This is a genomic window from Halobacteriovorax sp. CON-3 (assembly GCF_043196995.1).
Classification (GTDB): Bacteria; Bdellovibrionota; Bacteriovoracia; order Bacteriovoracales; family Bacteriovoracaceae; genus Halobacteriovorax_A.
On the sequence record NZ_JBEBNA010000001.1, the window covers coordinates 1,805,317 to 1,830,480 of the forward strand.

Below are 25,164 nucleotides of genomic sequence, written 5' to 3' on the forward strand. Positions count from 1 at the left end.
TCCTTTATATAATTAGTTTTTTGCTACTACTACTTTTGCTGCTCTAATCACTCTACCGTTTAGTGAGTAACCGTTTTGATATGTTTGTACGATCTCTTGATCTTCTTTTCCTTCTGCTGGCATTTGTGCCATTGCTTCGTGAAAATGTGGATCAAAAATCTTACCTTCTGTTTCAATTTTTTCTAAACCATTCGACTTAAGTGTTTCAAGAAACTGGTTTTTAACCATATCTACACCAGTGTAAATATTTTTAACCTTATCATCTTCATCACTTTCAATCGCCTGAAGAGTTCTTTCTAAGTTATCAACAACATCTAAAAGACCCATCATCACTTTTTCAGTACCAAACTTAATCTGATCCTGTAGTTGCTTTTCATGGCGTCTTTTAAGATTTTCCATCTCAGCTGCTACATAATAGAACTTGTCTTTAAATTCCATTAACTCTTTCATTTCTTCTGAAACTTCATTTTCAGTTTCTGTATCTTCTACTTGAGAAGTTTCCTGAGTTTCTTCATTAGTTTCAGGCCCTAGTTCTTTTTCATTTTCTTCATTAACTTGAGTTTCAGACATTTCAACTACCTCTTTAAATTTATCTCTATCCTAAAGATGGTATTCTTTGGCCCAGTGTCAACGTTGTGCAATGATTTTTTTTCGATATACTTTACAACTAACTGAAATCACTTAGAAATTTTAAATATTTCATCAATAATTGAGTCGAGGATAAGAAAGCCGCGGGACGTCAAATAAAAATGATCGCGTCCGGCCATGGCCAATCCACGAGATTTAAGTGACTGAACGAGCTCACTAAGGTCACCCCAGTAAGAATCTTTAACAGGAAAACCAACACTCGAGCGTAAATTCATATAAAGTCGCTCAATCTGAAACTCGTCTTCATTAAGATTTTCTTCGACTACATCGGCCCCTTTAGTTTTCCACTTATAGCGATAGCGATTATTTTTGATATAACCAGTAGCAGAAGGGCCAATCGCTGCAACAGATTCCATCTTCCAGTAATTTAAATTATGAATTGATGCTTTATCCGCTTTAGCAAAATTTGAAACTTCGTAGTGCTTGAAACCATTGATAGCGAGGAAGTTAGAGACTTTAATATATTCATCACTTATCCACTCTTCGTCAGGCAATTCATCGTAGTGCTTATAATGTTTTGGTACAGTCAGAATATAAAGACTTATATGACTTGGGTTATATGTAAGAATTTCAGTTAGCTCAGCAATAATATCGCGGTTGTACTTTTTAGAAAATGGCAGGCCAATCATAAAGTCTACAGAGAAATTATAATTTCCTTTATTAAAATATTTTAATGTTTCATGAACATCATCAATATTGTGGACCCGATCGATAATTTTTAAGAAGTTCGGGTTTAGAGATTGGACCCCTAAAGAATAGCGATTCGCTCCAATACTTCGCCAACTACTCAAAGTCTCTTCCGTCCATGCCCCAGGATTTACCTCAAGAGTAAATTCACAATCCTCTTTCAAAGAAATCTTATTGTCAGACAACCAATCTCTTAAGAAGTAGGCTCCACGACTTCCCCATAAACTCGGTGTTCCTCCACCAATATAGAGAGACTCTAACTCTTTAAGAGTAGCGCCATGACTATCTAGAATCGACTTATGCTTTGTAGACATATCTGCAAAGAGTCTTTCGAAATCATCGAGTTGCCCATCGTTCTCTTTAATTGACTTAAAAAAGTCACAATAATTACAAAGGTGACGACAGAACGGGAAATGGATATATAACGACTTTATTTCTTCCATATTATTTTTTTGTAACCCAGACTATAATTAACAAATACCTAAAATTAAAAGGCAATGTAAATGAAATATGAAATAGAAAAGTTAAATAATGGTTTGGAAGTCATTTTTGTTGATGTTCCAGGAAATACAAGTGCATCTGTACAAATTTGGTTTCGAGCAGGCTCAACTCTAGAAGATGAATCAAATTTTGGTATCGCTCACTTCCTAGAGCATATGTTTTTTAAGGGAACACAGAAAAGACCAGGAGCTAAAATAGCCCATGATGTAGAATCATTTGGTGGTGAAGTAAATGCCTTCACTTCTTTTGACTACACTTGCTACTATATTAACTCACCTATTGCTTACTTTAATACATCAATTGATATCATCATGGATATGGTTTCTAATCCAATGTTCAATCAAGAAGATCTGATTCCAGAAAGAGAAGTCGTTTTCGAAGAGTATCGACGTAGCCAAGATAACCCTGGCCAATTTTCTTTCCAAAGAATTCAAGAAATGTCTTTTAACGGTGGCTATGCACACCCAATTCTTGGAAATGAACAAACAATCAAAAATTTCACACAAAAGCAGTTAATTGATTTCAGAAATAACCACTACAATAATGCTAACGCATTCTTAGTAGTCGCAGGGGATTTAAAGAATAAAAAGAAATATATTAAAACAATAGAGGGTTACGAACTTCCAAAAGGGAAGCGTTCAGAGAGACCTTCTTTTTCACTCCATAAGAAGTCTACAATTGAAATACATAAAAAAGACGTTCGTATGTGCCAACTGACAATGGCCATTGAATGTCCTCCAATGAAGTCAGATGGTGCAGCAGGAGAAGATCTCGCATATAATGCCCTTGGATACGGAGAGACATCGCCACTATATAAGAATCTTGTCTTAAATAATACGATTGCCAATAACTGTACTTCTTCTTCGATGTTCTTCGCAGATGGTGGGATACATTTTTTAAGAATCAATTTCCCAAAAGAAAATTACCAAAAAGTTATGCATGAACTAGAGAAGACAATCTCAGAAGCAACAACTGTTGGCCTTAAAGAAAATGATATTAAAAAAATTAAAAATCAATATGTAGCAGCTAAGATTTATGAGAAAGAATCCTTAGAGTCCTACGCCTTCTCTTTAGGAAGTAGTTATGCAGGAGCCAAGGACCTTGAAATCGAGCAAGAGTTTATTAGCAAGATCAAAAAAACTAGCCTAAAAGAAGTTAATAAAAAATACTCAGATATTTTTGGACGCTCACTTCACTTAAGTTTACAAATCCCAAATGAATTAAGGCCACAAGACTTTAAACCAAAGCTAGTGGAGTTTAAGAATAAAATTGCAAAGCTTAAGAAGAATAAAAAAGAACAAGCGATTAAGGCCACAAAATCTAAGAATGACCCGGCAACTCAAATTGTTGAAATCAAACCAGGAATCAAACTACTTTATCGCTATAATGCTATTACACCTACATTTGTAATGCACGCGTACTTAAAAGGTGGGCTTGTTGATGAGTCGACTAAAACAAATGGTATCTATAGTCTTATGAGCTCTCAGCTAACAAAGGGTTACAAAGGCCTTAGCTATGAAAAGCTGAAACTAGACCTCGACAATAAATCGACAATGTTTAATAGCTTTTCAGGAAAGAACGCTTACGGAATGACAATGCACGGTCAAAGTGAATACTTCTCTGACCTTTCAAAACATTTTTTCAAATCACTGATTCATCCAACATTTCAAGCAAAATTCATTGCTCATGAAAAGAAATTGATTTTTAGAACTATTGAGGCAAATAAGTCAGACCCGACAAGACACTGCTTTAACGAAGCAACGAACCTACTTTTTAAAGGTCACCCTTATGCTCTTTCAACTATTGGAACCGAAAAATCAGTTAAGGCCATAAAGAAAGAAGACCTTGCAAAGCTTCATGAAAGAAACTTAAAAACAAAAGAGATGCTTATCACTTTCTGTGGAGATCTCTCTCTCGATGAAGTAAAGGAAAAAGTAGAGTTCTACTTTGAAGGGCTAAAACCAAGAAAAGGAAAGAAGAAAGAAGCGAAGAAAGTTGTTCCAATTAAAACGGTTGAAAAACATATTGATTTTGATCGTGAACAAACTCAAATCCTAATTGCAACGCAAACAAAAAAACTTACGGCGAAGGAAAATGTTGTTTTTAAGATGTTAACAACACATCTATCTGGCCAGTCATCAGAACTCTTTGTTGATGTTAGAGATCGTAAAGGACTTTGCTATGTTGCCCAGCCAATTCATATGAATGCTCTTGAAGCTGGGTACTGGGGGATCTACATGGCCAGCGGTCATGATAAAACAGTTGAAGCAATCAATGCTATCAACACCATCTTATCTAAACTTCAAAAGGAAGGTCTTTCTAAATCAAACTTTGATCGCATTAAGATGATGATTGATGGACAAAATCAACTTAACCTACAAGTTAATGATGATTATGCAAATGTCTACTCTGTTCCGGCCCTTCACGGCCTTGGTGTTGATTACTTCTATAAATCAAACGAAGAAATTAGAAACTTTAAATATGAAGACTTTCAAAAAATCATCAAAAAGGTTCTAAAACAAAATTGGATAACAATTACAGTTGGAAAAACTATCGATAATAGTATTCCAACTACGATACATCCTTAGTAAAGAGCAAGTACTGCTCTTCATTTAAGTTGCAATCGCTTTGCAGTAAGCTCATCAAATTAGTGATGTCATAAAACTGCGAAGCGAGCTCCTTAAAGAAGCCATTAAAATCGTAAAATGTGTTTTGATAACAGTCGAGTTTTTGATATGCAGTTTTACCAATCTCACAGTAGTATCCTAAATCAATAATCTTCTCATTAACTGAATTAGAAAAGTATCCACATAGAAATAATGCTGTATCTGCAATATCACGCAATTCTCTTTTCTTTTCTCGTTCACTTAAGTGCTCGGTTTGTAAGAGTTTTAACCCAAGTGTCTTCTCTTTTAATCTTCCATCTTTTTGCTCTTCGAAATAATGTTGAGAAAGTCCAAACTTATCCATGACTAAGGAAGAGTAAAATATAGATAACTGAGGTAAAGGATTTTGCCTTTTAAGATTTATACGATGCAGTTCATCATAGAAATATGCCTGCAGTGAAGGTTCAAGAGAAATGTTGGTCGTATGCTTTTTCACAATCTCCTCCGTGTCTATAAATTATAACTTAATCTCATGACGCAAAACAACAACGAAACAAATTCCTAGGTTTTTATGGTATAAAGTTGGAATGAATTCGATCGGAAAAAAGCTTAATAATTTCAGTGTTTTAGATAGTACTGTTATTGATGAAATTTTGGTCATTGCAAAAACAAGACCTTATATCTTCTTTGATATGGATGGAACAATCTTAGATAGTGAGCCACTTCATTATGAAGTTGTTAAAAATCTATGCAATGGAAAGAAAATTCCAACAATGGAAGAAACCTATGGCATGTCTGATGGCGAGGTTTTTCCAATGATTAAAGAAGCACTAGGCCTTAATAGCTTAGAAGAATATCTCGTAAGGAAAAATGAAGCATTAGTCGAACTCATTGGCCAGTCCGACGCAAGTAATATAAGACATAGAAATATTCACGAACTACTAAATCGCCTAAGAGATAGTGGTACTCGACTTGCACTTGTGACAGCAAGTCAATATGAAGTGACACATCCAATCTTAAAGCATTGTGAATTAGATAGTTACTTTGAAAAAATTATTACAGAAAGAGAAGTAGATTATACAAAGCCTAATCCTGCTCCATATTTATTGGCCCAGGATTTTTTTAAAGCTCAAACACATGAATGTCTAATTTTTGAAGACTCACCTACTGGAATCGAAGCTGCCCAAAGAGCTGGCATTGATCACGTCGTAGTAAAATGGTTTGAAGGAGAATAAATGAGTAAGTTAGATACTTGGAAAGAACTAGCAGAAAAAGAATCAAGAGGAAAAGGGATTAAAGTAACTCAAACTCCAGAAGGAATTGAGATGAAGGCCCTTTATACGAAAGCAGATATTGAAAATAATGACCTTACAGACACTATGCCTGGAATGGACCCATTTATCAGAGGTCCAAGAGCAACGATGTATACAGGTCGTCCGTGGACGATTCGTCAATACGCTGGATTTTCAACAGCTAAAGAATCAAATGACTTTTACAAGAAAGCACTGGCCGCTGGTGGACAAGGTGTTTCTGTTGCCTTCGATCTTGCAACTCACAGAGGTTACGATTCAGATCACCCTCGAGTAAAAGGCGATGTTGGGAAAGCTGGTGTGGCCATTGATACTGTTGAAGATATGAAAGTTCTCTTCGATGGAATCCCACTAGATAAAGTATCGGTATCGATGACAATGAACGGTGCCGTTCTTCCTGTACTCGCTGGATATATCGTTGCTGCAAAAGAGCAAGGTGTGTCACTTGATCAACTTTCAGGAACTATCCAAAACGATATTCTAAAAGAGTTTATGGTAAGAAATACTTATATCTTCCCTCCGGCTCCTTCGATGAAAGTTATCGCAGATATTTTCGAATATACTTCGAACAATATGCCAAAATTTAACTCAATCTCAATTTCTGGTTACCACATTCAAGAAGCTGGTGCTGACGCTGCCCTAGAGCTTGCCTATACACTTGCAGATGGGAAAGAGTATATCGATACAGCAATTAAAGCAGGGATGCAGATTGATCAATTTGCTCCAAGACTTTCATTCTTCTTTGGTATTGGGATGAACTTCTACATGGAAATTGCAAAGCTTCGTGCCGCAAGACTTCTATGGTCTGAAATCGTTGAAGAGTATGAACCAAAGAATATTAAATCAAAGATGTTACGTACTCACTGTCAGACTTCTGGTTGGTCTCTAACGGAACAAGATCCATATAATAATATTATTCGTACAACTATTGAAGCAATGGCCGCAGTATTCGGTGGAACTCAATCTCTTCACACAAACTCATTTGATGAAGCAATTGCCCTTCCGACAGAATTCTCAGCTCGTATTGCAAGAAATACTCAAATCATCCTTCAAGAAGAAACTGGTATTACTAATACAGTTGATCCATGGGGTGGCTCATACATGATGGAAACTCTAACAAAAGAGATTGCAGATAAAGCACGTGGTCTTATCAAGGAAATTCAAGAAGCTGGTGGCATGGCCAAGGCAATCGAAACAGGACTTCCTAAACTTAAGATTGAAGAATCTGCGGCGCTAAAGCAAGCACGTATTGATCGCGGCGAAGATGTAATTGTAGGTGTTAACAAATATAAGCCAACAAAAGAAGACCATGTTGAAGTTCTTGAAATCGATAATGTTCAAGTACTTAATGAACAAATCAAAAGACTTGAAGAAATTCGTGAGTCACGAGATGAAGCAAAAGTTAGTGAGTGCATGGCCAAGCTTGAATACTATGCCAAGACTGGAAATGGAAACGGCCTAGAGCTTGCGGTTGAAGCAATGGAAGCTCGTTGTAGTGTTGGTGAAATCACTTACGCACTCGAGAAAGAGTGGGGACGCTACAATGCAAATACTAAAACTGTTTCAGGTGTTTACGGTAAATCTTTTGAAAGTGATGAGGAATGGATGAGCATTAAGAATGAAATTGATCAATTCGAAAAAGATTTTGGACGTCGTCCAAGAATCTTAGTTGCTAAAATGGGACAAGATGGACATGACCGAGGAGCAAAAGTTGTAGCAACGGCCTATGCTGATGTAGGTTTCGATGTCGACCTTTCTCCACTATTCTCAACTCCTGAAGAAGTCGCAAAGCAAGCAGTGGAAAATGATGTACACGTTGTTGGAGCATCTTCACTTGCGGCCGGACATAAGACTCTTATCCCAGAACTAATTGCAGAACTTAAAAAACTTGATGCTGAAGATATCATCGTTGTTGCTGGAGGAGTAATCCCTAGAAAAGACTATGACTTCTTATATGAAGCAGGTGTTAAAGGTATCTACGGGCCAGGAACAACAATTGCAGAAGCCGCAAAAGATGTAATTACAAAAATCAAAGAGGCTCAAAAGTAATGCAAATAGATATCCAGAAATTAAAAAGTGGAAATATTAGATCACTTTCTAAATTCATCACTTTAATCGAAAGTAAGAAGGCCGAGCACCAAAAAGAAGCTCAGTCACTCTTAAACGAAATTCTTCCCTTAACAGGAAAATCAATTCGTATCGGTATTTCTGGAACACCAGGGGTTGGTAAATCGACATTTATCGAATCCCTGGGACTTCACTTAATTAATAAGGGCCTAAAGGTTGCAGTCCTAGCAATTGATCCTAGCTCCCCTTTAAGTGGAGGAAGCCTTCTTGGCGACAAGACTCGAATGGAGAAGCTGGCCCAAGAAAAAAATGCTTTTATTCGCCCTACTCCTTCATCTGGAAACCTAGGTGGAGTTGCTCTGAAGACAAGAGAAGTTATGCTGGCCTGTGAAGCTGCAGGCTATGATGTTGTTCTTATTGAGACAGTTGGTGTCGGTCAGTCTGAATATGACGTTGCAAATATTGTGGACTTATTCACTGTACTTCTACTTCCAGGTGGAGGTGATGAACTTCAAGGGATAAAAAAGGGAATCATTGAACTCTGTGACAATATCGTTATCAATAAAGCAGATGGTGATAATAAACAAAAAGCACATGATACAATGGTTCAATACAAGTCAGCTCTTGGCGTGATTAAAACAGAACAAAAAATCGGTGCAAATGTAATGATGGCCTCCGCCTTAGAGAATAAAGGCGTAACTGAATATTGGGAATTAATTGAAAAAATCTACCAAGAAAACCAAGAAAAAATTCAGCTAAAGCGAAAAAGACAAAATCAAGACTGGCTTAAGAAACTATTTAATGAATTGCTTGAAAATAAGGTTAGGGCCAATCCTTCTCTTCAATCAGAATGGACAAAGCTTAACGATAATATTTTAAATGAAGTTGAAACGCCTCTAAGTGCTGCAAATAAATTAATTCATATATTATTTAACAACTAAGCATTTCATTTTCTTCGTTATACTTTTAGGGCCAACAAGCTTTAACTCTCCTTCATTTCCTTTCAAAATAAAACGGAAACCGAGGAATCCCTCTGCCTTAAGAACTCCTGTATAATTAGACCCCGATTGCTTTACGGAAACATCATAAGTGGATTCTAGATTTTTAATGATGGCCTTATTTTCGTTAACATTAAAAGAGTACCCACCACCTTGGCAGTTAATATTTGTCGAATTTGCAAAAGCAAATGATGTAACAAAAGAAATAACAAATAATTTAATTAACTTCATTCAATCTCCTAGATCGAAATATAGAATTTGCCATCATCATAGGTAACATTACTCCCTACGATAGCATTCTTAATAATTTTCTCAATTAACCAAATCCACTTAACTTTGATAAAACCAAATGGAACAACAACATCTGTAACATCCAAAATAATTTGAGAATCTTTTTCATTAAAAGAAACACTTGCCGTCAGATCAACATCAAAATTCTTCTTCAAAAGAACGTTCTTATATGCATGTGCCTTAACTTTAGCGACACCATTAGTAATCTTAATTGAAATATCTGAAAGGTTAGATTTATCCAAGCTTAGATTTGCTAATGGCCTATAAGTATCTATTTCTAAATTCTTATAACGATTCGAAATTATCTGCCTAGATACGACACGTCCACGTGGGTCCGTTACTATCTTAACATCCTCACTCGTTTTCAACTTATCAATTTCAATAGAGCCATCAATTAAACATTCTTTAATCATTGAAGGTATATCTAATAAGTCTGACTGAATTAATTTTTGGCACTTAACATCAAGGTCTTTTACTGTGACAGACTTCTTAGTATCTATAAATTGAAAGATATCTGAATGAAAATTTAATCTTTCACTTTTCACATTTAATGTATCGATATCAAAATAAAATTTTGTCTTTTCTTTTGAGTTAGAAACTAAAATCTTTGGAACATTTAAGGCCGCAGTATTTTCACAACCACTCATAAGAGAATCTGAATCGATTTCGACGAGATCCTCATCTTTTTCACATTTAAGATCAACAGACTTTGCCTGTACATCATATTGCTTATAATCCATAACAAGTAGTGGTGAAGCAACTTGTAAAAACCTGGCCGCTTGTAATTGCATCGTACCGATATCACCACTTGCCGTAAACGTGGCCCCATCTTCCAACTTCTTCTTAAAGATAAAGTTCACAGGCTTTTTATATGACTTAGGCGTAATATTAAGTTCAGTCATACATCCTTTAACAATCCCATCTCCAGTTGCCATATCATATTCTGGGTCATTAGTTGTACAGAAAACAAAGAAGTTATTTGCGTTTAACTCTAGACCCTCTCTATCCATATAGAAACTAGAACCATTTATATTAAAATAAGTAGCATTTATAGCTGTTTCAGCATTACTTATTTTTAATTTATCTAATGTATTTAAAAATGTATTACCACTCATATCAAATTGAGCAGTCATCATTCCATTATCAAGTTTTAACTGATTATTTTTAAAATAAACCTCAGCACTTGATTTACTTTTATTTCGATCAGAGATATTAAACGAAAGAGTGTCACGAGAAATAATAGCACTCTCGTATTCCATGTAGCCTAATCTTCCAAAGATATCATCTTGCTTCGAAACATTGAGATCATGAACCTTAACTTCGATAAAGTTATTGGCCATGGCCAAATAAGGCAGGAAAGATAGGAGGAGTATTTTCTTCTTTAACATAGATTGTAATATAGAAGAAAAAGGTACCAAGATACTGAAAATTGAAAAATTTCAGTACCTTGTCTATTTAATTAACATTAGAAAAATACGATAAAGGCTTGAAATTACTTAAGAATTCCAGCACCTTGTCTTATGACATCAGCTTCACCATTAGTGAAGTCAACAATAGTTGATGAGCCTACAAACTCATGCTCTCCTGGATCAACAATAAGAGACACAACTCCCGCTAATGATTCCTCAATCATATAAGAATATAATTCATCATAAGAAGAGAGAGCAGGTGTAAACTTATCCAAATCTACATTACTCGATAAAACCGGTTCTCCATGTATATCCAGTAAGCGAGTAATTAGTGTCGATGGAACAAAACGAATCCCTACTTCATGATCAGTTTTATTTGCTGCCACGGCCTTCGTGATTTTCTTATTTGCATTGAAAATAAACGTATAATGACCTGGAATGATTCGCTTAATATAGCGAAAAACACCATCATCAATATTGGCAACATCTGAGGCCATCGAAATCGAGTCACACAGAAGTGAAAAAGCCTTTAGCTTTGGAGCATTCTTATATTTATAGATTCTTTCAATCCCTTTCTTATTAAAAGGGGAAGCGATAACGACCCAACTCGTATCAGTTGGTAAGCACACAAGCTCTCCATTATTAAGAGCTTGTGAGACTTTTTGTAATACGCGATCATCTGGATTTTCTGCAATTACATATTCAATCAATGCTTACCTCAAGTATTTTAAAAATTCGTTATCATTAGAGATTATAAACTTAGTTTTACCTTTAATTGACGTTTTATATGCTTCTAGAGATCTTACAAACTCGAAAAAGCTTGGGTCTTGAGAAAATGCCTTCGCATAAACTGCTGATGCCTTAGCTTCAGCACGACCTTTAATCAATTGTGACTTCTTGTAACCTTCTGATTGAATTGTTTGTAAATCTTTTACCAAACGACCTTCAATCTTGGCCTTTTCACCTTCACCAATTGATCTAATCTTTTGCGCAATTCTTTGACGTTCTGAAATCATTCTCTCGTAAACTTTACGCTCTACTGACTTCTCATATGAAATACGTCTTAATTGTACATCAATTAATTGAATACCAAATTGTTCTAACTCTCCATCGGCTTTGCTTACGATTAGTTGAGATAATTTTTCTCTACCAACGCTTACATCTTCGATATCACCAGTTATTTCTTCTTCAATTTCGTTAACATCTACTTTAGTTGCATTTAACTTTTCAATAATAGCATTAGAGTTACGTACGGCCTCTACAAGATCATGAGATGAAATTACATTTCTTGTTGCTGAGTCTAAAATTGTATCAATTCTCTTTTTCGCACCTTCTGTATTACGTACAGTTTGGATAAATTTAAGAGCATCGATAATTTTAAATCTTGCCGTAGTATCTACTTTAATGAATTTCTTATCTTTTGTAGGGATCTGATTTGGAAAACCATCCCAGCTAAGAATACGTTTATCAACAAAACGAACATCTTGAACAAAAGGTTTCTTGAAGTGTAAACCTGCATTTGTAATTGGCTTTCCAACAGGCTTACCAAATTCAGTGATAATTGCTTGTCTTCCTTCACTAACGATAAATAGTGACTGCTTTCCTAGAATTAAACCAATAAATACAACAACAATAAGAGTTACTACTTTATTCATTTCTTAGCTCCTTGGTTGTAAATCGGCAGAAGCCCCTTAACTTTAGGGTCAATAATCGTAAGATTATCGTACTTCTTATAAAGCCCTTCCATTGCTTCAATATAAAGGCGTTTCTTTGTAATTTTTGGAGCACGACGATATTCTTTAAGAATTTCCTTAAATTTCGCAACATCCCCTTCTGCACGGTTCACAAGAGCAGCAGCATAACCTTCAGCTTCAGAAACCATTTTCTCTGCCTTACCACGTGCTTCAGGAATAACCTTGTTATAAGCACCCTCAGCTTCGTTGATGGCCTTTTCTTGTTCTTGTTTCGCTTCGTTAACTTCATTAAATGAAGCCTTAACAACCTGAGGAGGATTAACATCTTGAAGTTTTACCGAAATAATTGAAACTCCCATGTCGTACTTATCAATCACTTCTTGCATTAAAATTTTTGCATCAGCTTCAATCTCAACCTTTCCAACAGTTAGTACATCAGTAACCGATCTATCCCCAACGACTCTTCTCATAATCGATTCAGAGATGTCTCGAATATTTCTTACTGGTTCACTTGTTTGAAAAATAAACTTAAACGGATCTCTTACTTGATACTGAACCGCCCACTCAACAGAAGCGACATTTAAGTCACCTGTTAGCATGAGGGACTCATTATCAAAATTGTCACCTGAATAAGATGAACGACGAGATCTTGTACTCTTTGTTCTAAATCCAAATTCTTCTTGAAGAACTGTTTTAACCTTAACCTTGATAACTTCATCAATTCCAAATGGAATTTTAAAATGAAGACCTGGAGTATTCGTATTAATATACTTCCCCAGACGGATTACCACGGCCTCTTCATCAGGCTCAACAGTGTAAAAAGATGTGTACCCGAAAATAACTAAAACAATAAATACAAAAAAGGGGCCAAGTAACTTGAGCCCCTTATCTAAATCTTGTTTCATTTTTTCGAAGTCATTCCTTGGTGCTTGTCCATTATTAAAAGACATTTGCTCTCCTTGACTTGCGTCCTATGCTTCTACTTCTAACATGAGGACGTTTTCTTCTAAGGCGTCCCCTTCCTTAACGTGAATTGCTTTAACAGTTCCGTCGATTCCACTCTTAATCTCGTTCTCCATTTTCATGGCCTCAAGAATAATTAGAGTTTCACCGGCCTTAACTGCTTGACCAACTTCAACATTGATCTTAACAACCTTACCTGGCATTTTAGTAAGAAGCTCACCAGCGTCAGCTCCACCTAAACCAGATGGCTTGTACCCTCTAAATAGAGAGTAAACCTTATCAACGTTCACAACTCTTGATGGAAGATCTTGTCTTGGGATCTTCTTCCAAGTTTTATTATCTCTAGAGATAAAATATTGGCCACAAAGCTTTCTTAACCACATTGTTTCGTGAAGGCTTCTTTCACCTTCTTTTAATGTAGAAAAATCAAACTCAACTAAGCTGTGATCGTGAACTTTAGTTCTTGTTAAATCAACAATTACTTCTTCATTATCATTAATTAAATATGTTCTCATCTTAGATACCCATCCTACGTGCTTCAGAACCAGCAATGATCGTATAAAGCTTAATATGATCTAGGTCTGTCTTCACGTTGTTCTGAGGTGCTACTTCACCAATGTAAGCTGTTGAGTAGTGACCTTCAACAAAGTTCTTCTCTGTCATAATTTCTTTTAGAAGAGGAAGATTTGTTTTTAGTCCTTCAATGAATAGTCCATCAAGAGCTGCATTCATTTTTCTAACTGCAACGTCACGAACGATTCCCTTACAAACTAACTTACCAACCATAGGGTCAAAGTCAGGAGTTACTTCAAGTCCTTTGTATAGACAGTGATCAAAACGAGTTCCTTGTGGGAAGTTTGTTTCAAAACCTGTTACAAGACCTGGTGCTGGAAGCATTGTAATTGGATCTTCAGCACAAATACGACACTCAATCGCATGTCCTGATCTTCTGATGAATTCTTGAGAAGGAATTCCTAGCTCATCACCAAATGCAGCTTGAATCATACAAACGATTAGATCCATACCAGTGATTTCTTCAGTGATTGGGTGCTCAACCTGAATACGAGTATTCATCTCAAGGAAGTAAAATTGCTTATCTTCACCCATGATGAATTCAACAGTTCCTGCTGAGTCATAGTCTACAGCTTTTGCAAGCTTAACAGCCGTCTCACAAACGTTTTGACGAAGCTCTTCATCTGTTCCAATAAATGGAGATGGTGCTTCTTCAATAATTTTCTGATGTCTTCTTTGTACAGAACATTCTCTTTCATAGAAGTGAAAAGTATTACCTTTCTTATCTGCAAGAATTTGAACTTCAATGTGACGTGGATTAACAATTAGTTTCTCAACTAAAAGGTCCCCGTTATTAAAAGCTGCCATCGACTCACGTCCAACAGCTTCAAATTGAGCACGAACTTCTGCTTCGTCCTTACATGCACGCATACCACGTCCACCACCACCGGCAACAGCTTTTAGAAGAACTGGATAACCAATTCTACCTGCAATTTCAACTGCTTCATCAACAGTTGGAACAGCGTGATCTGTACCAGGAACAGTAGGAACACCAGCATCGTTTGCTAGTTTCTTAGATGTTGCCTTATCACCCATAACTCTAATGGCCTCAACGTGTGGACCAATAAAAGTAATCCCTGCATCAGATAGAGCATTTGCGAAATCTCTATTCTCAGAAAGGAAACCGTAACCTGGGTGTACACCATCGGCCTTAACTTCCTTAGCAAGAGCAACAAGCTTTTCAACATTTAGATATGTTTCAGCGTTTGTATTTCCCGGAAGGTATACCCACTCATCACAAAATTGTAAGTGAGTTCCTTGTGGTTCATTATCTGTGTAAATACCAATTGCAGTATGCCCAAGCTCACGACAAGCTTTTGCAACACGTGAAGCAATCTCACCACGGTTAGCAATTAGTACTCTTCTTTCCATGTTCTTTGGCTGTCTGATCATCATAATTGAATATTCCCGTGTTTACGTTTTGGACGGTCAACGTTCTTATCTTTTAGAACTACTAGGTATTCATATAGACGCTTTCTAGTTTCTTCTGGAAGAATAACAGCATCAATATATCCTCTTTCAGCTGCAACATATGGATTAGCGAAGTTATTCTCATAGTTTGCAACTAGCTCAGCTTTCTTCTTATCAAAAGCTTCACCTTCAAGGCCTTGAAGTTCTTTTCTAAATACAATATTTACTGCACCTTCTGCACCCATAACTGCAATTTCACCAGTTGGGTAAGCAAGGTTTACGTCTGAACGAATATGCTTAGATGCCATAACGTCATAAGCTCCACCGTAAGACTTTCTTGTAATAAGAGTAATTAATGGAACAGTCGCTTCTGCGTATGCGTATAGAAGTTTTGATCCGTGCTTAATGATCCCACCGTACTCTTGAACTGTACCTGGTAAGAAACCTGGAACGTCTACAAGTGAAACAATAGGAATATCGAAAGCATCACAGAATCTAATAAAACGAGCTGCTTTACAAGATGAATCGATATCAAGAACACCAGCAAGAACTTCTGGTTGGTTTGCTACGATACCAATTTTAATTCCACCAATTGATGCGAAACCAACGATGATATTTCTTGCGTAATCTTTATGAACTTCTAAGAAGTGACCATCATCAACGATATCAAGAATTACTTCTTTCATATCATATGGCTTCTTAGGATTACCTGGAACAACTTCTTTTAATTTAGAGTTATCTCTATATACCGGATCTGAAGTATATTTAGGCGCTTGTTTCTTGAAGTTAGAAGCTGGGATATAGCTCATTAACTCTCTTACTCTCTCAAATGTTTCGTCTTCGTCTTTACACTTAAACTGACATACACCTGATTTTTCTGAGTGAGCTGTTGCACCACCAAGATCTTCTTTTGTTACTTCTTCGTGAGTTACAGTCTTGATAACATCTGGACCAGTAACAAACATGTAAGAAGACTTATCAACCATGAAGATAAAGTCAGTTACAGCTGGAGAATAAACAGCTCCACCTGCTGAAGGTCCCATGATTAATGAAATCTGAGGAATAACACCAGAGGCCTTAACGTTTCTGTAGAAAATTTCTGCATATCCACCAAGTGCATCAACACCTTCTTGGATACGTGCTCCACCTGAATCCTGAATACCAATTACTGGAATTCTGTTATCAAGAGCAAAGTCCATAATCTTACAGATCTTTCTTGCATGAGCTTCACCAAGTGCTCCACCCCAACAAGTAAAGTCTTGAGAATAAACTGCAATCTTTTGTCCGTTAATCTCTGCGATACCTGTAACAACACCATCTCCGTAAAACTTCTTATTTTCCATTCCGAAGTTTACACAACGATGTGTAACAAATTTATCAAACTCAATGAAAGTACCTGGATCAACAAGTCTTTCAATTCTTTCTCTTGCAGTATACTTACCTTGCTCATGTTGCTTAGCGATTCTTGCTTCACCACCACCAAGCTCGGCCTGCATTCTTCTGTCTACTAAAAGAGCTCTTTTTTGCTCTAATATATTTTCACTGGTTGTTGACATACATCCCCTCCACCAATTTCTCTTTCGAGATTCTATGTAATTAATTATCCGAGCATATTACACCCTTAAAAGGTAATTTGCCCAATCACATTGCGTTATTTTCGAGGGGTTAAGTATCTGAAATTATGGAAATATAAATAAAAAGGCCCTCGCAGAGGGCCTAAAAGTGTCTATCTTTTTATTTTAAAGCAATTATTCTATTCGTTACCTGCTTTCGCGCGCTTATCTAGTCCGTACTTATCTACTTTCATAATAAGACTGGCCCTAGACATCCCTAGCTCTTTGGCAAGCTTTGACTTGTTGAAGTTACATCTCTTAAGACCTTCACGAATCATAATGATCTCTAGCTCCATTAGTGCATCCTTAAGCTTACCTGATGTATTAACTCCTCTAGTTGACTCAACAGGAGCTGCACCATGATCAAGAATCTGTGGACTTAAGTTATCTGGCGTAATTGATTTATCATCACCAGCAAGTACAACAAGCCTCTCAACTTCGTTTTCTAGCTGACGTACGTTACCAGGCCATGGGTAATCTAACATTTTCTCCATACACTTCTTAGAGTATGACTTCATTGGCATCCCCGACTCATCACATTTCTTCTTCAGAAAGTGCTCCATTAGTACAGGTATATCTTCTTTTCTATCTCTTAGTGGAGGAAGGTTTACGTTTAGAACGTTAATTCTATAATAAAGGTCTTCTCTAAACTCACCTTTTGCCATCATTGTTTTCAGGTCTTTATTTGTTGCCGCGATAATACGAACATCTGTTCTTCTAGGTGAATCTGCACCTACTGGAAGATAAGTACCTTCTTGAAGAACACGAAGTAGTTTTACCTGCATTGAAAGTGAAGTATCACCAATTTCATCAAGAAATAGTGTTCCACCATTTGCAAGTTCAAATAAACCAGATTTCTCTTTATGTGCTCCTGTAAATGATCCTTTAACGTGACCAAATAATTCAGAGTCTAATAAGTTTTCGTTGAATGCTGAACAGTTTACAGCTAGGAACTGAGCATCTTTACGTGGAGAAGCAAAGTGTACGGCCTTAGCAACAAGTTCCTTACCAGTCCCGTTTTCACCTTGAATAAGAACTGATGATTCACTCGTAGAAATACGCTCTAGTAGTGAATAAATCTTTTGCATTTGCTTAGATTTACCAATCATATTGTGATAGCGAAACTTTTCACCCAGCTCAGAATTAAGCATATGAATTCTTTCTTCACGCTTAGAGATTTCATGGTGAAATGTTGAGATTTCACCGGCCACTAGCTCTACTAACTCTTTTAAATATTCAATTTCTCTCGGGAATAATCTTCTTGTTTCATTAACACATTCTTGTGCTGCTTCTGGAGATGCACCATGCTCAATTAGTGCCGTCACAAGTTCTTTTTCTTCTGTTTCAGTAAAAGTACTTTTTAAGAAAGGAAAAGCAAATACAGTTCCGTGATACTCACCTTCAATTTCAATCTTAGTACCCATCATCTTAACACCTGGGAAGTAAGAATCGAAGATCATAACAACTTCACCAGACTGGCTAAGCTCATCACTAAATCTTTCAACATCGGCCGTTACAAAATCATAACCATGTGGAAGTGACATTTGTGTCTCAAAGAAAAGGTTCTTAAAATTATAGTCCTTATCTGTGTGTGAACTTCTAATCTTAAAATGGTTATCTGCATAGAAAACCTCTACACCAAACCACTTATGAATTACTTCTTCGAGCTTAGAAATAACATGAAGTCCTTTTAGTTCATTCCAGTTGATCATTTTTATTCTCCGATGTTTAATTCTTTGGCACAAAAAACGATAGGCCAAAGCAAAGTCTGTAAAACTTTTCGGCAGAATTTAATAAAACTTAACTATGAATGATAAAAAAATAGACGAATTTAAAGAAATATTATTAATTTACTTCACGCCTAAGTAGCTAAGAACACGTACAAAATATGAATCCATTTTCCAATCCTGAGGACCTTTAAACATAATTCTGTGCTCTAGTTTAGAATTGAAGACAAAAGTCTCCGGAACCTTTACAACACCTAATTTACTCATAGAGATACCAGCTTGATCATGAATCACAAGAGAATTAGATGGTAAGTTATTGAATCTTTTTAGAAATTTCTTAATCTTCATGTCATCATCTTTAACGGCCATGAAAACAACTTTTACATTTTTCTCTTCCAATTTGCGTGCAAATTCAACAAATTCAGGAAATTCGGCTTCACAAGGAGCACACCAAGTTCCCCAAAAATGCACAACTAATCCATTAGAGTTTCTAGCCAAATCCTGAAGTTCAACTTCAGCATTATCAGCAAAATTATCAAGCTTAACACTTGGAAGTGACTTAAGAATATAATCACGACTTTCGTCCACGTAAGAATCTATTTTACCTTTATGATAAATAGAATAACCAAGTGTAATAGCAACAATAATGAAAATAATAGAAACTTTAGATGATGTGCTCATAGATATATTGGAAAAGTTTTAAATAAAAAAACCCATCATACGCAAATATGATGGGTTTATTCTATCTCATTCGAATTAAAAATTAATCAACAAATGCGATGTATGCCATTTTAGAGTTATCACCAACTCTATTCTCAGAAAGTCTCATGATTCTAGTGTAACCACCGTTTCTTTCTTTGAATTTTGGCCCAAGCTCAGTAAAAAGCTTGTTTACAGCATTCTTATCATTAAGTTTTTTGAATGCAAGTCTTCTGTTAGCAACTGTATCATTTTTAGAAAGAGTTACTAATTTTTCAACTACTGGTTTGATTGCTTTAGCTCTTGTAAGAGTAGTTTTAATCATACCGTGATCGATAACTTCAGAAGCAAGGTTTTTAACCATTGCAACTCTGTGTGAAGGACTTACACCTAGTTTATACTTATGTTTTTGATGTCTCATATCTCTACCTCAACTTATAACAACTTTTATTCTTCTTTTAGATCTTGCATGATGCTATCAACTTTCATACCTAGACCAAGTCCCATTTGAGAAAGTACTTCTTTAATCTCATTTAGTGACTTACGTCCAAAGTTTTTAGTTCTTAGCATCTCACCTTCAGTCTTAGAAACTAGCTCATAGATATACTTAATATCTGCGTTCTGCAAGCAGTTTGCAGATCTTACAGACAGCTCAAGCTCAGAAACTGGCTTTAATAGAGCTGCATTAGCAGTATTTTGTTGTTTCTTAGGCTTAGTTTCCATTCTTGTGATTTCTTCTTCATCTTCGAAGCTAAGGAATACAGCAAGTTGGTCTCTTAGGATCTTCGCTGAGTAAGCTACTGCATCCGAAGGCTCAACACCTGCGTTAGTCCAAACTTCAAGAGTAAGCTTATCAAAATCTGTTCTCTTACCAACACGTGAGTTTGTAACTGTATAGTTAACACGTGCAACAGGTGAGAAAAGAGAATCAAGACAAATCCAACCGATTGGAAGATCAAAAGACTCTTTATTATCAAGAGCTGTTACGTATCCTTTTCCTCTAGCAACAAGCAGTTCCATTTTAATAGATCCACCAGTTGATAGGTTACAGATAGCGTGCTCTGGATTTAAAACTTCAACATTTGCAGACTCAGAAATGTCACCAGCAGTAACAACACCCTCTACAGATTTCTCAAGAGTAAGAGTTACCTGCTCTTTATCTTTAATCTTAAAGTGAACTTCTTTAAGGTTAAGAATAATCTCAGAAACTTCTTCTTTTACGTTGTTGATTGTACCAAACTCATGCTCAACTCCATCAATTCTGATTGCAACGATAGCTGCACCCTGAAGTGAAGATAGAAGTACACGACGTAAAGAGTTTCCAAGAGTTTGTCCATAACCTCTTTCTAGTGGCTTAGCAACGAACTTACCATAAGTGTTAGTTAGCTTATCGTTATCCATTTCCAAAGCTACTGGTCTTATCATTCCTGTCCAATTTTTTGCTGTAAATGTGTCCACAGACAACTCCTTAATATAAATCTATATAATTATACTCTTCTTCTTTTCGGTGCACGACATCCATTGTGTGGAATTGGTGACCTATCAGCAACAGAAGTGATTTTAAGGCCCGCAGCGATGAATGCTCTAACAGCATTTTCTCTACCTGCACCCGGACCTTTAACTCTTACTTCAACAGTAGATAGTCCGTGCTCCATAGCCTTTTTAGCTGCTTCCATAGAAGCCATCTGTGCCGCGAATGGAGTCGATTTCTTAGACCCTCTGAATCCTAATTGACCAGCAGATGCCCATGAAATAGCGTTACCGTTCATATCAGTGAACGTAACGATTGTATTATTGAAAGAGCATTGAATATGAGCAATACCTCTCGAAATATTCTTTTTTACTTTTTTCTTTGAAGCTGTTTTCTTAACCATCATTAACTCCTAACAATTACTTCATTGACTTAATAGACTTCTTACCTGCGATTGCAACAGCTGGCCCCTTACGAGTACGAGCATTTGTAGAAGTTCTTTGACCTCTTACAGGAAGACCTTTTCTATGTCTGATCCCTCTGTAACAACCTAAGTCTTTTAGTCGTTTAATGTTAAGACCAACTTCTCTACGTAAGTCACCTTCTACAGTGTACTCACTTTCTAGAAGAAGTCTGATTTCATTTGCTTCTTCTTCAGTTAGTTCGTTTGAATTTTTGTTTAAATCGATGTTTGTTTTTTCTAATACTTCCTTAGCAACTTTCGGTCCTACACCGTAAATTGATTGAAGGGCAATTTTCATTACCTTATTTCTAGGAATATCAACACCAAGAATTCTCGCCATAGCTACACTCCTTTCCTATGATTAACCTTGTCTTTGTTTGTGCTTAGGTTGCTTACATACAACTCTAAGTACGCCTCTTCTTTTAATAACTTTACAATCTTTGCACATCGGCTTTACAGATGCTCTAACTTTCATAACAACCTCGTAAATTCTACACTAGCGTTTTTTACTTCTATATGTAATTCGGCCCTTCGTTAAGTCATACTTGCTAATCTCAACAAGTACCTTATCTCCAGGTAAAATTTTAATAAAGTGCATTCTCATTTTTCCACTAATGTGGGCAATAACAGAATGTCCATTAGGTAATTTAACCTTAAATTTTGTGTTTGGAAGAAGTTCAGTAACTTCCCCTTCAACTTCAATCGTTTCCTGATTACTCATATATTAAAACCTAAAGTAATTGCTTATATATGACTCAGGGCCATATTGCAAGACGAATTACTTATATAATAAATTAATTAACTACTTTTTTTATTTCTTCAAAAATCTCATCAAGCCCGTTAGTAGCGTCAACTCTAACTAATCGACCTTGAGACTCATAGTACTCAAGAACTGGCTCGATATTGTCTGTAAAAACCTTCATTCTTGTTCTTACAGTATCCTCATTATCATCCTTACGATGCACAAGGTCTTCACCTGAAACGTCGCACTTACCTTCAATCTTAGGTGGCTTTGTCTTTAAATTGTAGATCTCACCGCTTCCAGGAGCCACACGTCTATTAACAATTCGCTCAACCAAAGTATCAAGTGCAATATCAAAGTAAATTGCTTTAGAGTCAACTCCACCAAGTAGAGCGCTATCTAAATCCTTTGCTTGAACTAGGTTTCTAGGATAACCATCAAAAATATATGTCGACTTCTCAACAGCGCAATTCGCCTTGAGAAGGTCCAATACTAACTCGTCACTTACTAGTTCACCAGAGTCCATAACAGCTTTAATCTTGCGACCAAGCTCAGAACCTTTAGCTACTTCTGCTCTAAGTAAGTCCCCAGTAGAAACATGCTTGTACCCAAGCTCAGAAACAATATTCTTAGCTTGAGTACCTTTTCCTGATCCAGGAGCTCCAATTAAAATAAGTTGTGGTGCCATGGACTAGAACCTTCTATTGTTTCCGTTATATTTACCTTTCGACTTGTAAGACATTTCATACTTGTCAGCAAACATAAACGATTGAACATTCATCATAACTCTAACTGATACAGAAACTAAGATAAGCATTGATGTACCACCAAATCTAGTTTGTGCACCTGTAATTAATGAAGGAACAATACAAACCACGATTAAGAAAAGAGCACCAAAGAATGATAAACGATTTAATAATGTATCCAAATATTCTTTAGTTTTATCACCTGGTCTAATGCCTGGGATAAAAGCATTATTCTTTTGTAGCATCTCTGAGATCTTCTTCGTTTTGAATTGGATCGGTGCATAGAAGTAAGTCATATACACAATAAGAGTTGCAAAAAGAATATTAAATAAAAGTTGTCCTGGAGCTAAACTTTGTTGAATCGTATCAAAGTAAGGCTTAAAAGCACTGTCTGCAGGTACAAATGTAGCAAAAGTTGCAGGAGCTGCTAATAGAGAAGAAGCTAAGATTGGAGGCATAACTCCACCTGTATCAACTCTCATTGGAAGAGTTTGGTTGCCACCATAAACTCTATTATTAACAACACGTTTTGCATATTGTACCGGAACAGCTCTAAAGGCTCTTTCGATAAATGCAACTACAAAGAATGCAACAATAATAACGGCCACAAAAGTAAGAAGCTCAAGTCCTCCCATTTCACCGTTTCTAAAAAGTGTAATTTTTTGAATAACTTCTGATGGTAGCTCTACAGCAATACCAGCAAAGATAATCAGAGAAACACCATTCTCTAAACCAAATTCCGTAATACGCTCACCAAGCCAAAGTAAGAACATTGTTCCCGCAGCTAGAGTGATCATAGTTACAATTCTAAAAAGCATACCTGGTTCAGGGATAACTCTAGCACCACCTGGTGAAACAAATGTTTCGAATACAGCGGCCATTGAGTAACCTTGTATGCAACAGAGAATTACTGTTGCATACCTAGTCCACTTTTGAATTTTTTTGTTACCTTCTGAGTCTTCTTGTAGCTCTTGGATTTGAGGGATAACCTCTCCTAAAAGAGAAAAGATGATTGAAGTAGTAATGTACGGCATAATCCCCAGTGCTAAAACTGAGAAACGCTTGAAGGCACCACCACTAAAAGTGTTGATTAGGTCAAAAAGACTTCCTCCACCAGCTTCCGCAAAATAAGAAGAGATTGCCTGCGCATCAACTCCTGGTACAGGAATTTGCGCAACCAATCTATATACTACTAATAATAAAAAAGTAAAAAAGACTTTTTTCTTAAGCTCTTCAAGTTTTCCTTGAGCGTTTGACATCAGACGATCCTTTTATCTATTTTGTTGCTATTTTTCCACCAGCTTTCTCGATTGCTTCTTGAGCACCCTTAGAAAACTTTTCAATATTAACAAAATTTAACGATTTTGAAAGCTCTCCGTTAGCAAGAATTTTCACTGGACGTCTTTTGTCTGCACCCTTAAGGATACCTTTCTCAATTAGTGCTTCTTTTGTAACGTCTCCGCCATCAAATTTAGCTTCTAATGTAGATAGAGAAACCTCAGCATACACAGTTTTAAATGGTGCGTTAGAGAACCCTCTTTTTGGAAGACGCATGTAAAGTGGCATTGCTCCACCTTCGAAACCAGTTCTTACACCGCCACCAGCACGAGCCTTTTGACCCTTGTGCCCTTTACCAGCTTGAGTACCTTGACCTGAACCTTGTCCACGACCAATTCTCTTAATGTTTTTATGTGCACCTTTTGGACTTTTTAAGTTATTTAAAGTTAACATATTTACCTCTTAATCAACTAATACTGCTTATTCTTGAATGTCTAAAAGGTGAATTACCTTTTTGATCATTCCTCTAACAGCAGAAGTGTTTTCTAAAGTTTTTGAAGTTCCAGTTTTTCTTAGACCAAGTCCTCTTACTGTAGCTTTCTGCTTGTCAGTACATTTAATAGTACTTTTCTTTAATGTTACTGTAATTGTTTTCGCTGTCATATCAACCTCAATTAACCTTTAATTCTTAAGCCTTTAGCTTCTTTTCCACGTACTTTAGCTACTTCTTCTACAGATCTTAGTTGTTTAAGAGCGTCAAAAGTTGCCTTAACGATGTTATGTGGGTTGTTACCTCTAAGAGACTTAGTAAGTACGTCTTTAACACCTGCAAGTTCTAGGATTGAACGACATGCACCAGCAGCCTTAACCCCTGTACCTTCCGCAGCAGGCTTAAATAGAATCTTACCAGCATCAAATTCACCAAGTACTGTATGAGGAATAGTTCCTGCATCAACTGGTACTGAAATCATGCTTTTTTGAGCAGCTTGTGTAGCTTTTCTGATTGCTTCAGGTACTTCCTTAGCTTTACCAAGACCGTAACCTACACGACCATTCTTATCACCAACGATCATTAGAGCACTGAAAGAAAATCTTCTACCACCCTTCATAACCTTAGCAACTCTATTTACAGCAACAACTCTTTCTTCTAATTCAACATCCATAGAGTTAGCTTGACGCTTTTTCGCTGGAGCTCTCTTAGAAGTTTGTCTTTTCTTCGGTTCTGCTTTTACTGTTTTTTCAACGCTTTTATTTTCTTCAGTCATCAC

28 protein-coding genes are annotated in these 25,164 nt (G+C 36.5%); 4 read left to right on the forward strand and 24 right to left on the reverse strand.

Annotated features, from left to right (window positions below):
- Positions 1–12 precede the first annotated feature (12 nt).
- Positions 13–570: a nucleotide exchange factor GrpE gene (grpE, locus tag ABMA72_RS08485; protein WP_392857942.1), complete on the reverse strand. Its 558-nt coding sequence runs from the start codon at positions 568–570 to the stop codon at positions 13–15.
- A gap of 107 nt (positions 571–677) precedes the next feature.
- Positions 678–1,778 (reverse strand): coproporphyrinogen-III oxidase family protein, encoded by a 1,101-nt coding sequence (locus ABMA72_RS08490; RefSeq protein ID WP_393056816.1) that lies wholly within the window; start codon positions 1,776–1,778, stop codon positions 678–680.
- Positions 1,779–1,838: 60 nt separating this feature from the next.
- On the opposite strand from ABMA72_RS08490, the gene ABMA72_RS08495 reads away from it, so the two are divergent.
- Entirely contained in the window at positions 1,839–4,424 is a 2,586-nt protein-coding gene (locus ABMA72_RS08495) for a M16 family metallopeptidase (RefSeq protein ID WP_392857946.1), read from the forward strand.
- Here ABMA72_RS08495 and ABMA72_RS08500 read toward each other — a convergent pair.
- On the reverse strand, positions 4,408–4,938 hold the full coding sequence (locus ABMA72_RS08500; protein ID WP_393056818.1) for a hypothetical protein: 531 nt from the start codon (positions 4,936–4,938) through the stop codon (positions 4,408–4,410). The two genes, ABMA72_RS08495 and ABMA72_RS08500, sit on opposite strands and share 17 nt — an antisense overlap.
- A gap of 91 nt (positions 4,939–5,029) precedes the next feature.
- On the opposite strand from ABMA72_RS08500, the gene ABMA72_RS08505 reads away from it, so the two are divergent.
- From ABMA72_RS08505 to meaB, 3 genes are read left to right on the forward strand one after another with little or no spacing between them, the layout of a single operon-like run.
- On the forward strand, positions 5,030–5,677 hold the full coding sequence (locus ABMA72_RS08505) for an HAD family hydrolase (protein WP_392857949.1): 648 nt from the start codon (positions 5,030–5,032) through the stop codon (positions 5,675–5,677).
- On the forward strand, positions 5,678–7,801 hold the full coding sequence (gene scpA, locus ABMA72_RS08510) for a methylmalonyl-CoA mutase (protein WP_392857952.1): 2,124 nt from the start codon (positions 5,678–5,680) through the stop codon (positions 7,799–7,801).
- Positions 7,801–8,760, forward strand: coding sequence for a methylmalonyl Co-A mutase-associated GTPase MeaB (meaB, locus tag ABMA72_RS08515; protein ID WP_393056820.1), 960 nt, complete (start codon positions 7,801–7,803; stop codon positions 8,758–8,760). The genes scpA and meaB overlap by 1 nt, the downstream gene beginning before the upstream one ends.
- Here meaB and ABMA72_RS08520 read toward each other — a convergent pair.
- From ABMA72_RS08520 to rpsE, 21 genes are all read right to left on the reverse strand, one after another.
- Positions 8,746–9,048 carry a hypothetical protein gene (locus ABMA72_RS08520; protein ID WP_393056822.1) on the reverse strand — a complete coding sequence of 101 codons (303 nt, stop codon included), beginning with the start codon at positions 9,046–9,048 and terminating at the stop codon, positions 8,746–8,748. The genes meaB and ABMA72_RS08520 overlap by 15 nt on opposite strands.
- Positions 9,049–9,056: 8 nt before the next feature.
- Positions 9,057–10,496 (reverse strand): hypothetical protein, encoded by a 1,440-nt coding sequence (locus ABMA72_RS08525; protein ID WP_393056824.1) that lies wholly within the window; start codon positions 10,494–10,496, stop codon positions 9,057–9,059.
- A 104-nt stretch (positions 10,497–10,600) separates the two neighbouring features.
- Positions 10,601–11,227: an L-threonylcarbamoyladenylate synthase gene (locus ABMA72_RS08530; protein WP_392857959.1), complete on the reverse strand. Its 627-nt coding sequence runs from the start codon at positions 11,225–11,227 to the stop codon at positions 10,601–10,603.
- 3 nt (positions 11,228–11,230) lie between these two features.
- Positions 11,231–12,172, reverse strand: coding sequence for a protease modulator HflC (hflC, locus tag ABMA72_RS08535; protein WP_392857962.1), 942 nt, complete (start codon positions 12,170–12,172; stop codon positions 11,231–11,233).
- Entirely contained in the window at positions 12,169–13,161 is a 993-nt protein-coding gene (hflK, locus tag ABMA72_RS08540) for an FtsH protease activity modulator HflK (RefSeq protein ID WP_393056826.1), read from the reverse strand. Before hflK ends, hflC begins: the two co-directional genes overlap by 4 nt.
- Positions 13,162–13,182: 21 nt before the next feature.
- Positions 13,183–13,689, reverse strand: coding sequence for an acetyl-CoA carboxylase biotin carboxyl carrier protein subunit (locus ABMA72_RS08545; protein WP_392857963.1), 507 nt, complete (start codon positions 13,687–13,689; stop codon positions 13,183–13,185).
- Position 13,690: 1 nt separating this feature from the next.
- Entirely contained in the window at positions 13,691–15,142 is a 1,452-nt protein-coding gene (locus ABMA72_RS08550) for an acetyl/propionyl/methylcrotonyl-CoA carboxylase subunit alpha (RefSeq protein WP_392857966.1), read from the reverse strand.
- Positions 15,139–16,713, reverse strand: coding sequence for an acyl-CoA carboxylase subunit beta (locus ABMA72_RS08555; protein ID WP_392857967.1), 1,575 nt, complete (start codon positions 16,711–16,713; stop codon positions 15,139–15,141). Before ABMA72_RS08555 ends, ABMA72_RS08550 begins: the two co-directional genes overlap by 4 nt.
- A gap of 197 nt (positions 16,714–16,910) precedes the next feature.
- A complete protein-coding gene (locus ABMA72_RS08560) occupies positions 16,911–18,482 on the reverse strand; it encodes a sigma-54 interaction domain-containing protein (RefSeq protein ID WP_392857968.1) in 1,572 nt (523 codons plus the stop codon).
- 138 nt (positions 18,483–18,620) lie between these two features.
- On the reverse strand, positions 18,621–19,178 hold the full coding sequence (locus ABMA72_RS08565) for a TlpA family protein disulfide reductase (protein ID WP_392857969.1): 558 nt from the start codon (positions 19,176–19,178) through the stop codon (positions 18,621–18,623).
- Positions 19,179–19,260: 82 nt separating this feature from the next.
- A complete protein-coding gene (gene rplQ, locus ABMA72_RS08570) occupies positions 19,261–19,617 on the reverse strand; it encodes a 50S ribosomal protein L17 (RefSeq protein WP_021266273.1) in 357 nt (118 codons plus the stop codon).
- A 26-nt stretch (positions 19,618–19,643) separates the two neighbouring features.
- Entirely contained in the window at positions 19,644–20,654 is a 1,011-nt protein-coding gene (locus ABMA72_RS08575; protein ID WP_392857971.1) for a DNA-directed RNA polymerase subunit alpha, read from the reverse strand.
- Between the two features lie 29 nt (positions 20,655–20,683).
- Positions 20,684–21,070, reverse strand: a complete 387-nt coding sequence (rpsK, locus tag ABMA72_RS08580; RefSeq protein WP_021266246.1) for a 30S ribosomal protein S11 — start codon at positions 21,068–21,070, stop codon at positions 20,684–20,686.
- 16 nt (positions 21,071–21,086) lie between these two features.
- Positions 21,087–21,470 (reverse strand): 30S ribosomal protein S13, encoded by a 384-nt coding sequence (rpsM, locus tag ABMA72_RS08585; RefSeq protein ID WP_021265934.1) that lies wholly within the window; start codon positions 21,468–21,470, stop codon positions 21,087–21,089.
- A 21-nt stretch (positions 21,471–21,491) separates the two neighbouring features.
- Positions 21,492–21,605 (reverse strand): 50S ribosomal protein L36, encoded by a 114-nt coding sequence (gene rpmJ / locus ABMA72_RS08590; protein WP_021266475.1) that lies wholly within the window; start codon positions 21,603–21,605, stop codon positions 21,492–21,494.
- 21 nt (positions 21,606–21,626) lie between these two features.
- Positions 21,627–21,851 carry a translation initiation factor IF-1 gene (infA, locus tag ABMA72_RS08595; protein ID WP_021266177.1) on the reverse strand — a complete coding sequence of 75 codons (225 nt, stop codon included), beginning with the start codon at positions 21,849–21,851 and terminating at the stop codon, positions 21,627–21,629.
- A 73-nt stretch (positions 21,852–21,924) separates the two neighbouring features.
- Positions 21,925–22,560 carry an adenylate kinase gene (locus tag ABMA72_RS08600; RefSeq protein ID WP_392857976.1) on the reverse strand — a complete coding sequence of 212 codons (636 nt, stop codon included), beginning with the start codon at positions 22,558–22,560 and terminating at the stop codon, positions 21,925–21,927.
- Between the two features lie 3 nt (positions 22,561–22,563).
- On the reverse strand, positions 22,564–23,877 hold the full coding sequence (gene secY, locus ABMA72_RS08605; RefSeq protein WP_392857978.1) for a preprotein translocase subunit SecY: 1,314 nt from the start codon (positions 23,875–23,877) through the stop codon (positions 22,564–22,566).
- A gap of 16 nt (positions 23,878–23,893) precedes the next feature.
- Positions 23,894–24,349, reverse strand: a complete 456-nt coding sequence (rplO, locus tag ABMA72_RS08610) for a 50S ribosomal protein L15 (protein ID WP_392857980.1) — start codon at positions 24,347–24,349, stop codon at positions 23,894–23,896.
- A gap of 27 nt (positions 24,350–24,376) precedes the next feature.
- Complete coding sequence (gene rpmD, locus ABMA72_RS08615) at positions 24,377–24,559, reverse strand: 50S ribosomal protein L30 (protein ID WP_393056828.1); 183 nt, start codon at positions 24,557–24,559, stop codon at positions 24,377–24,379.
- 11 nt (positions 24,560–24,570) lie between these two features.
- Complete coding sequence (rpsE, locus tag ABMA72_RS08620; RefSeq protein ID WP_040313879.1) at positions 24,571–25,059, reverse strand: 30S ribosomal protein S5; 489 nt, start codon at positions 25,057–25,059, stop codon at positions 24,571–24,573.
- Positions 25,060–25,164 lie beyond the last annotated feature (105 nt).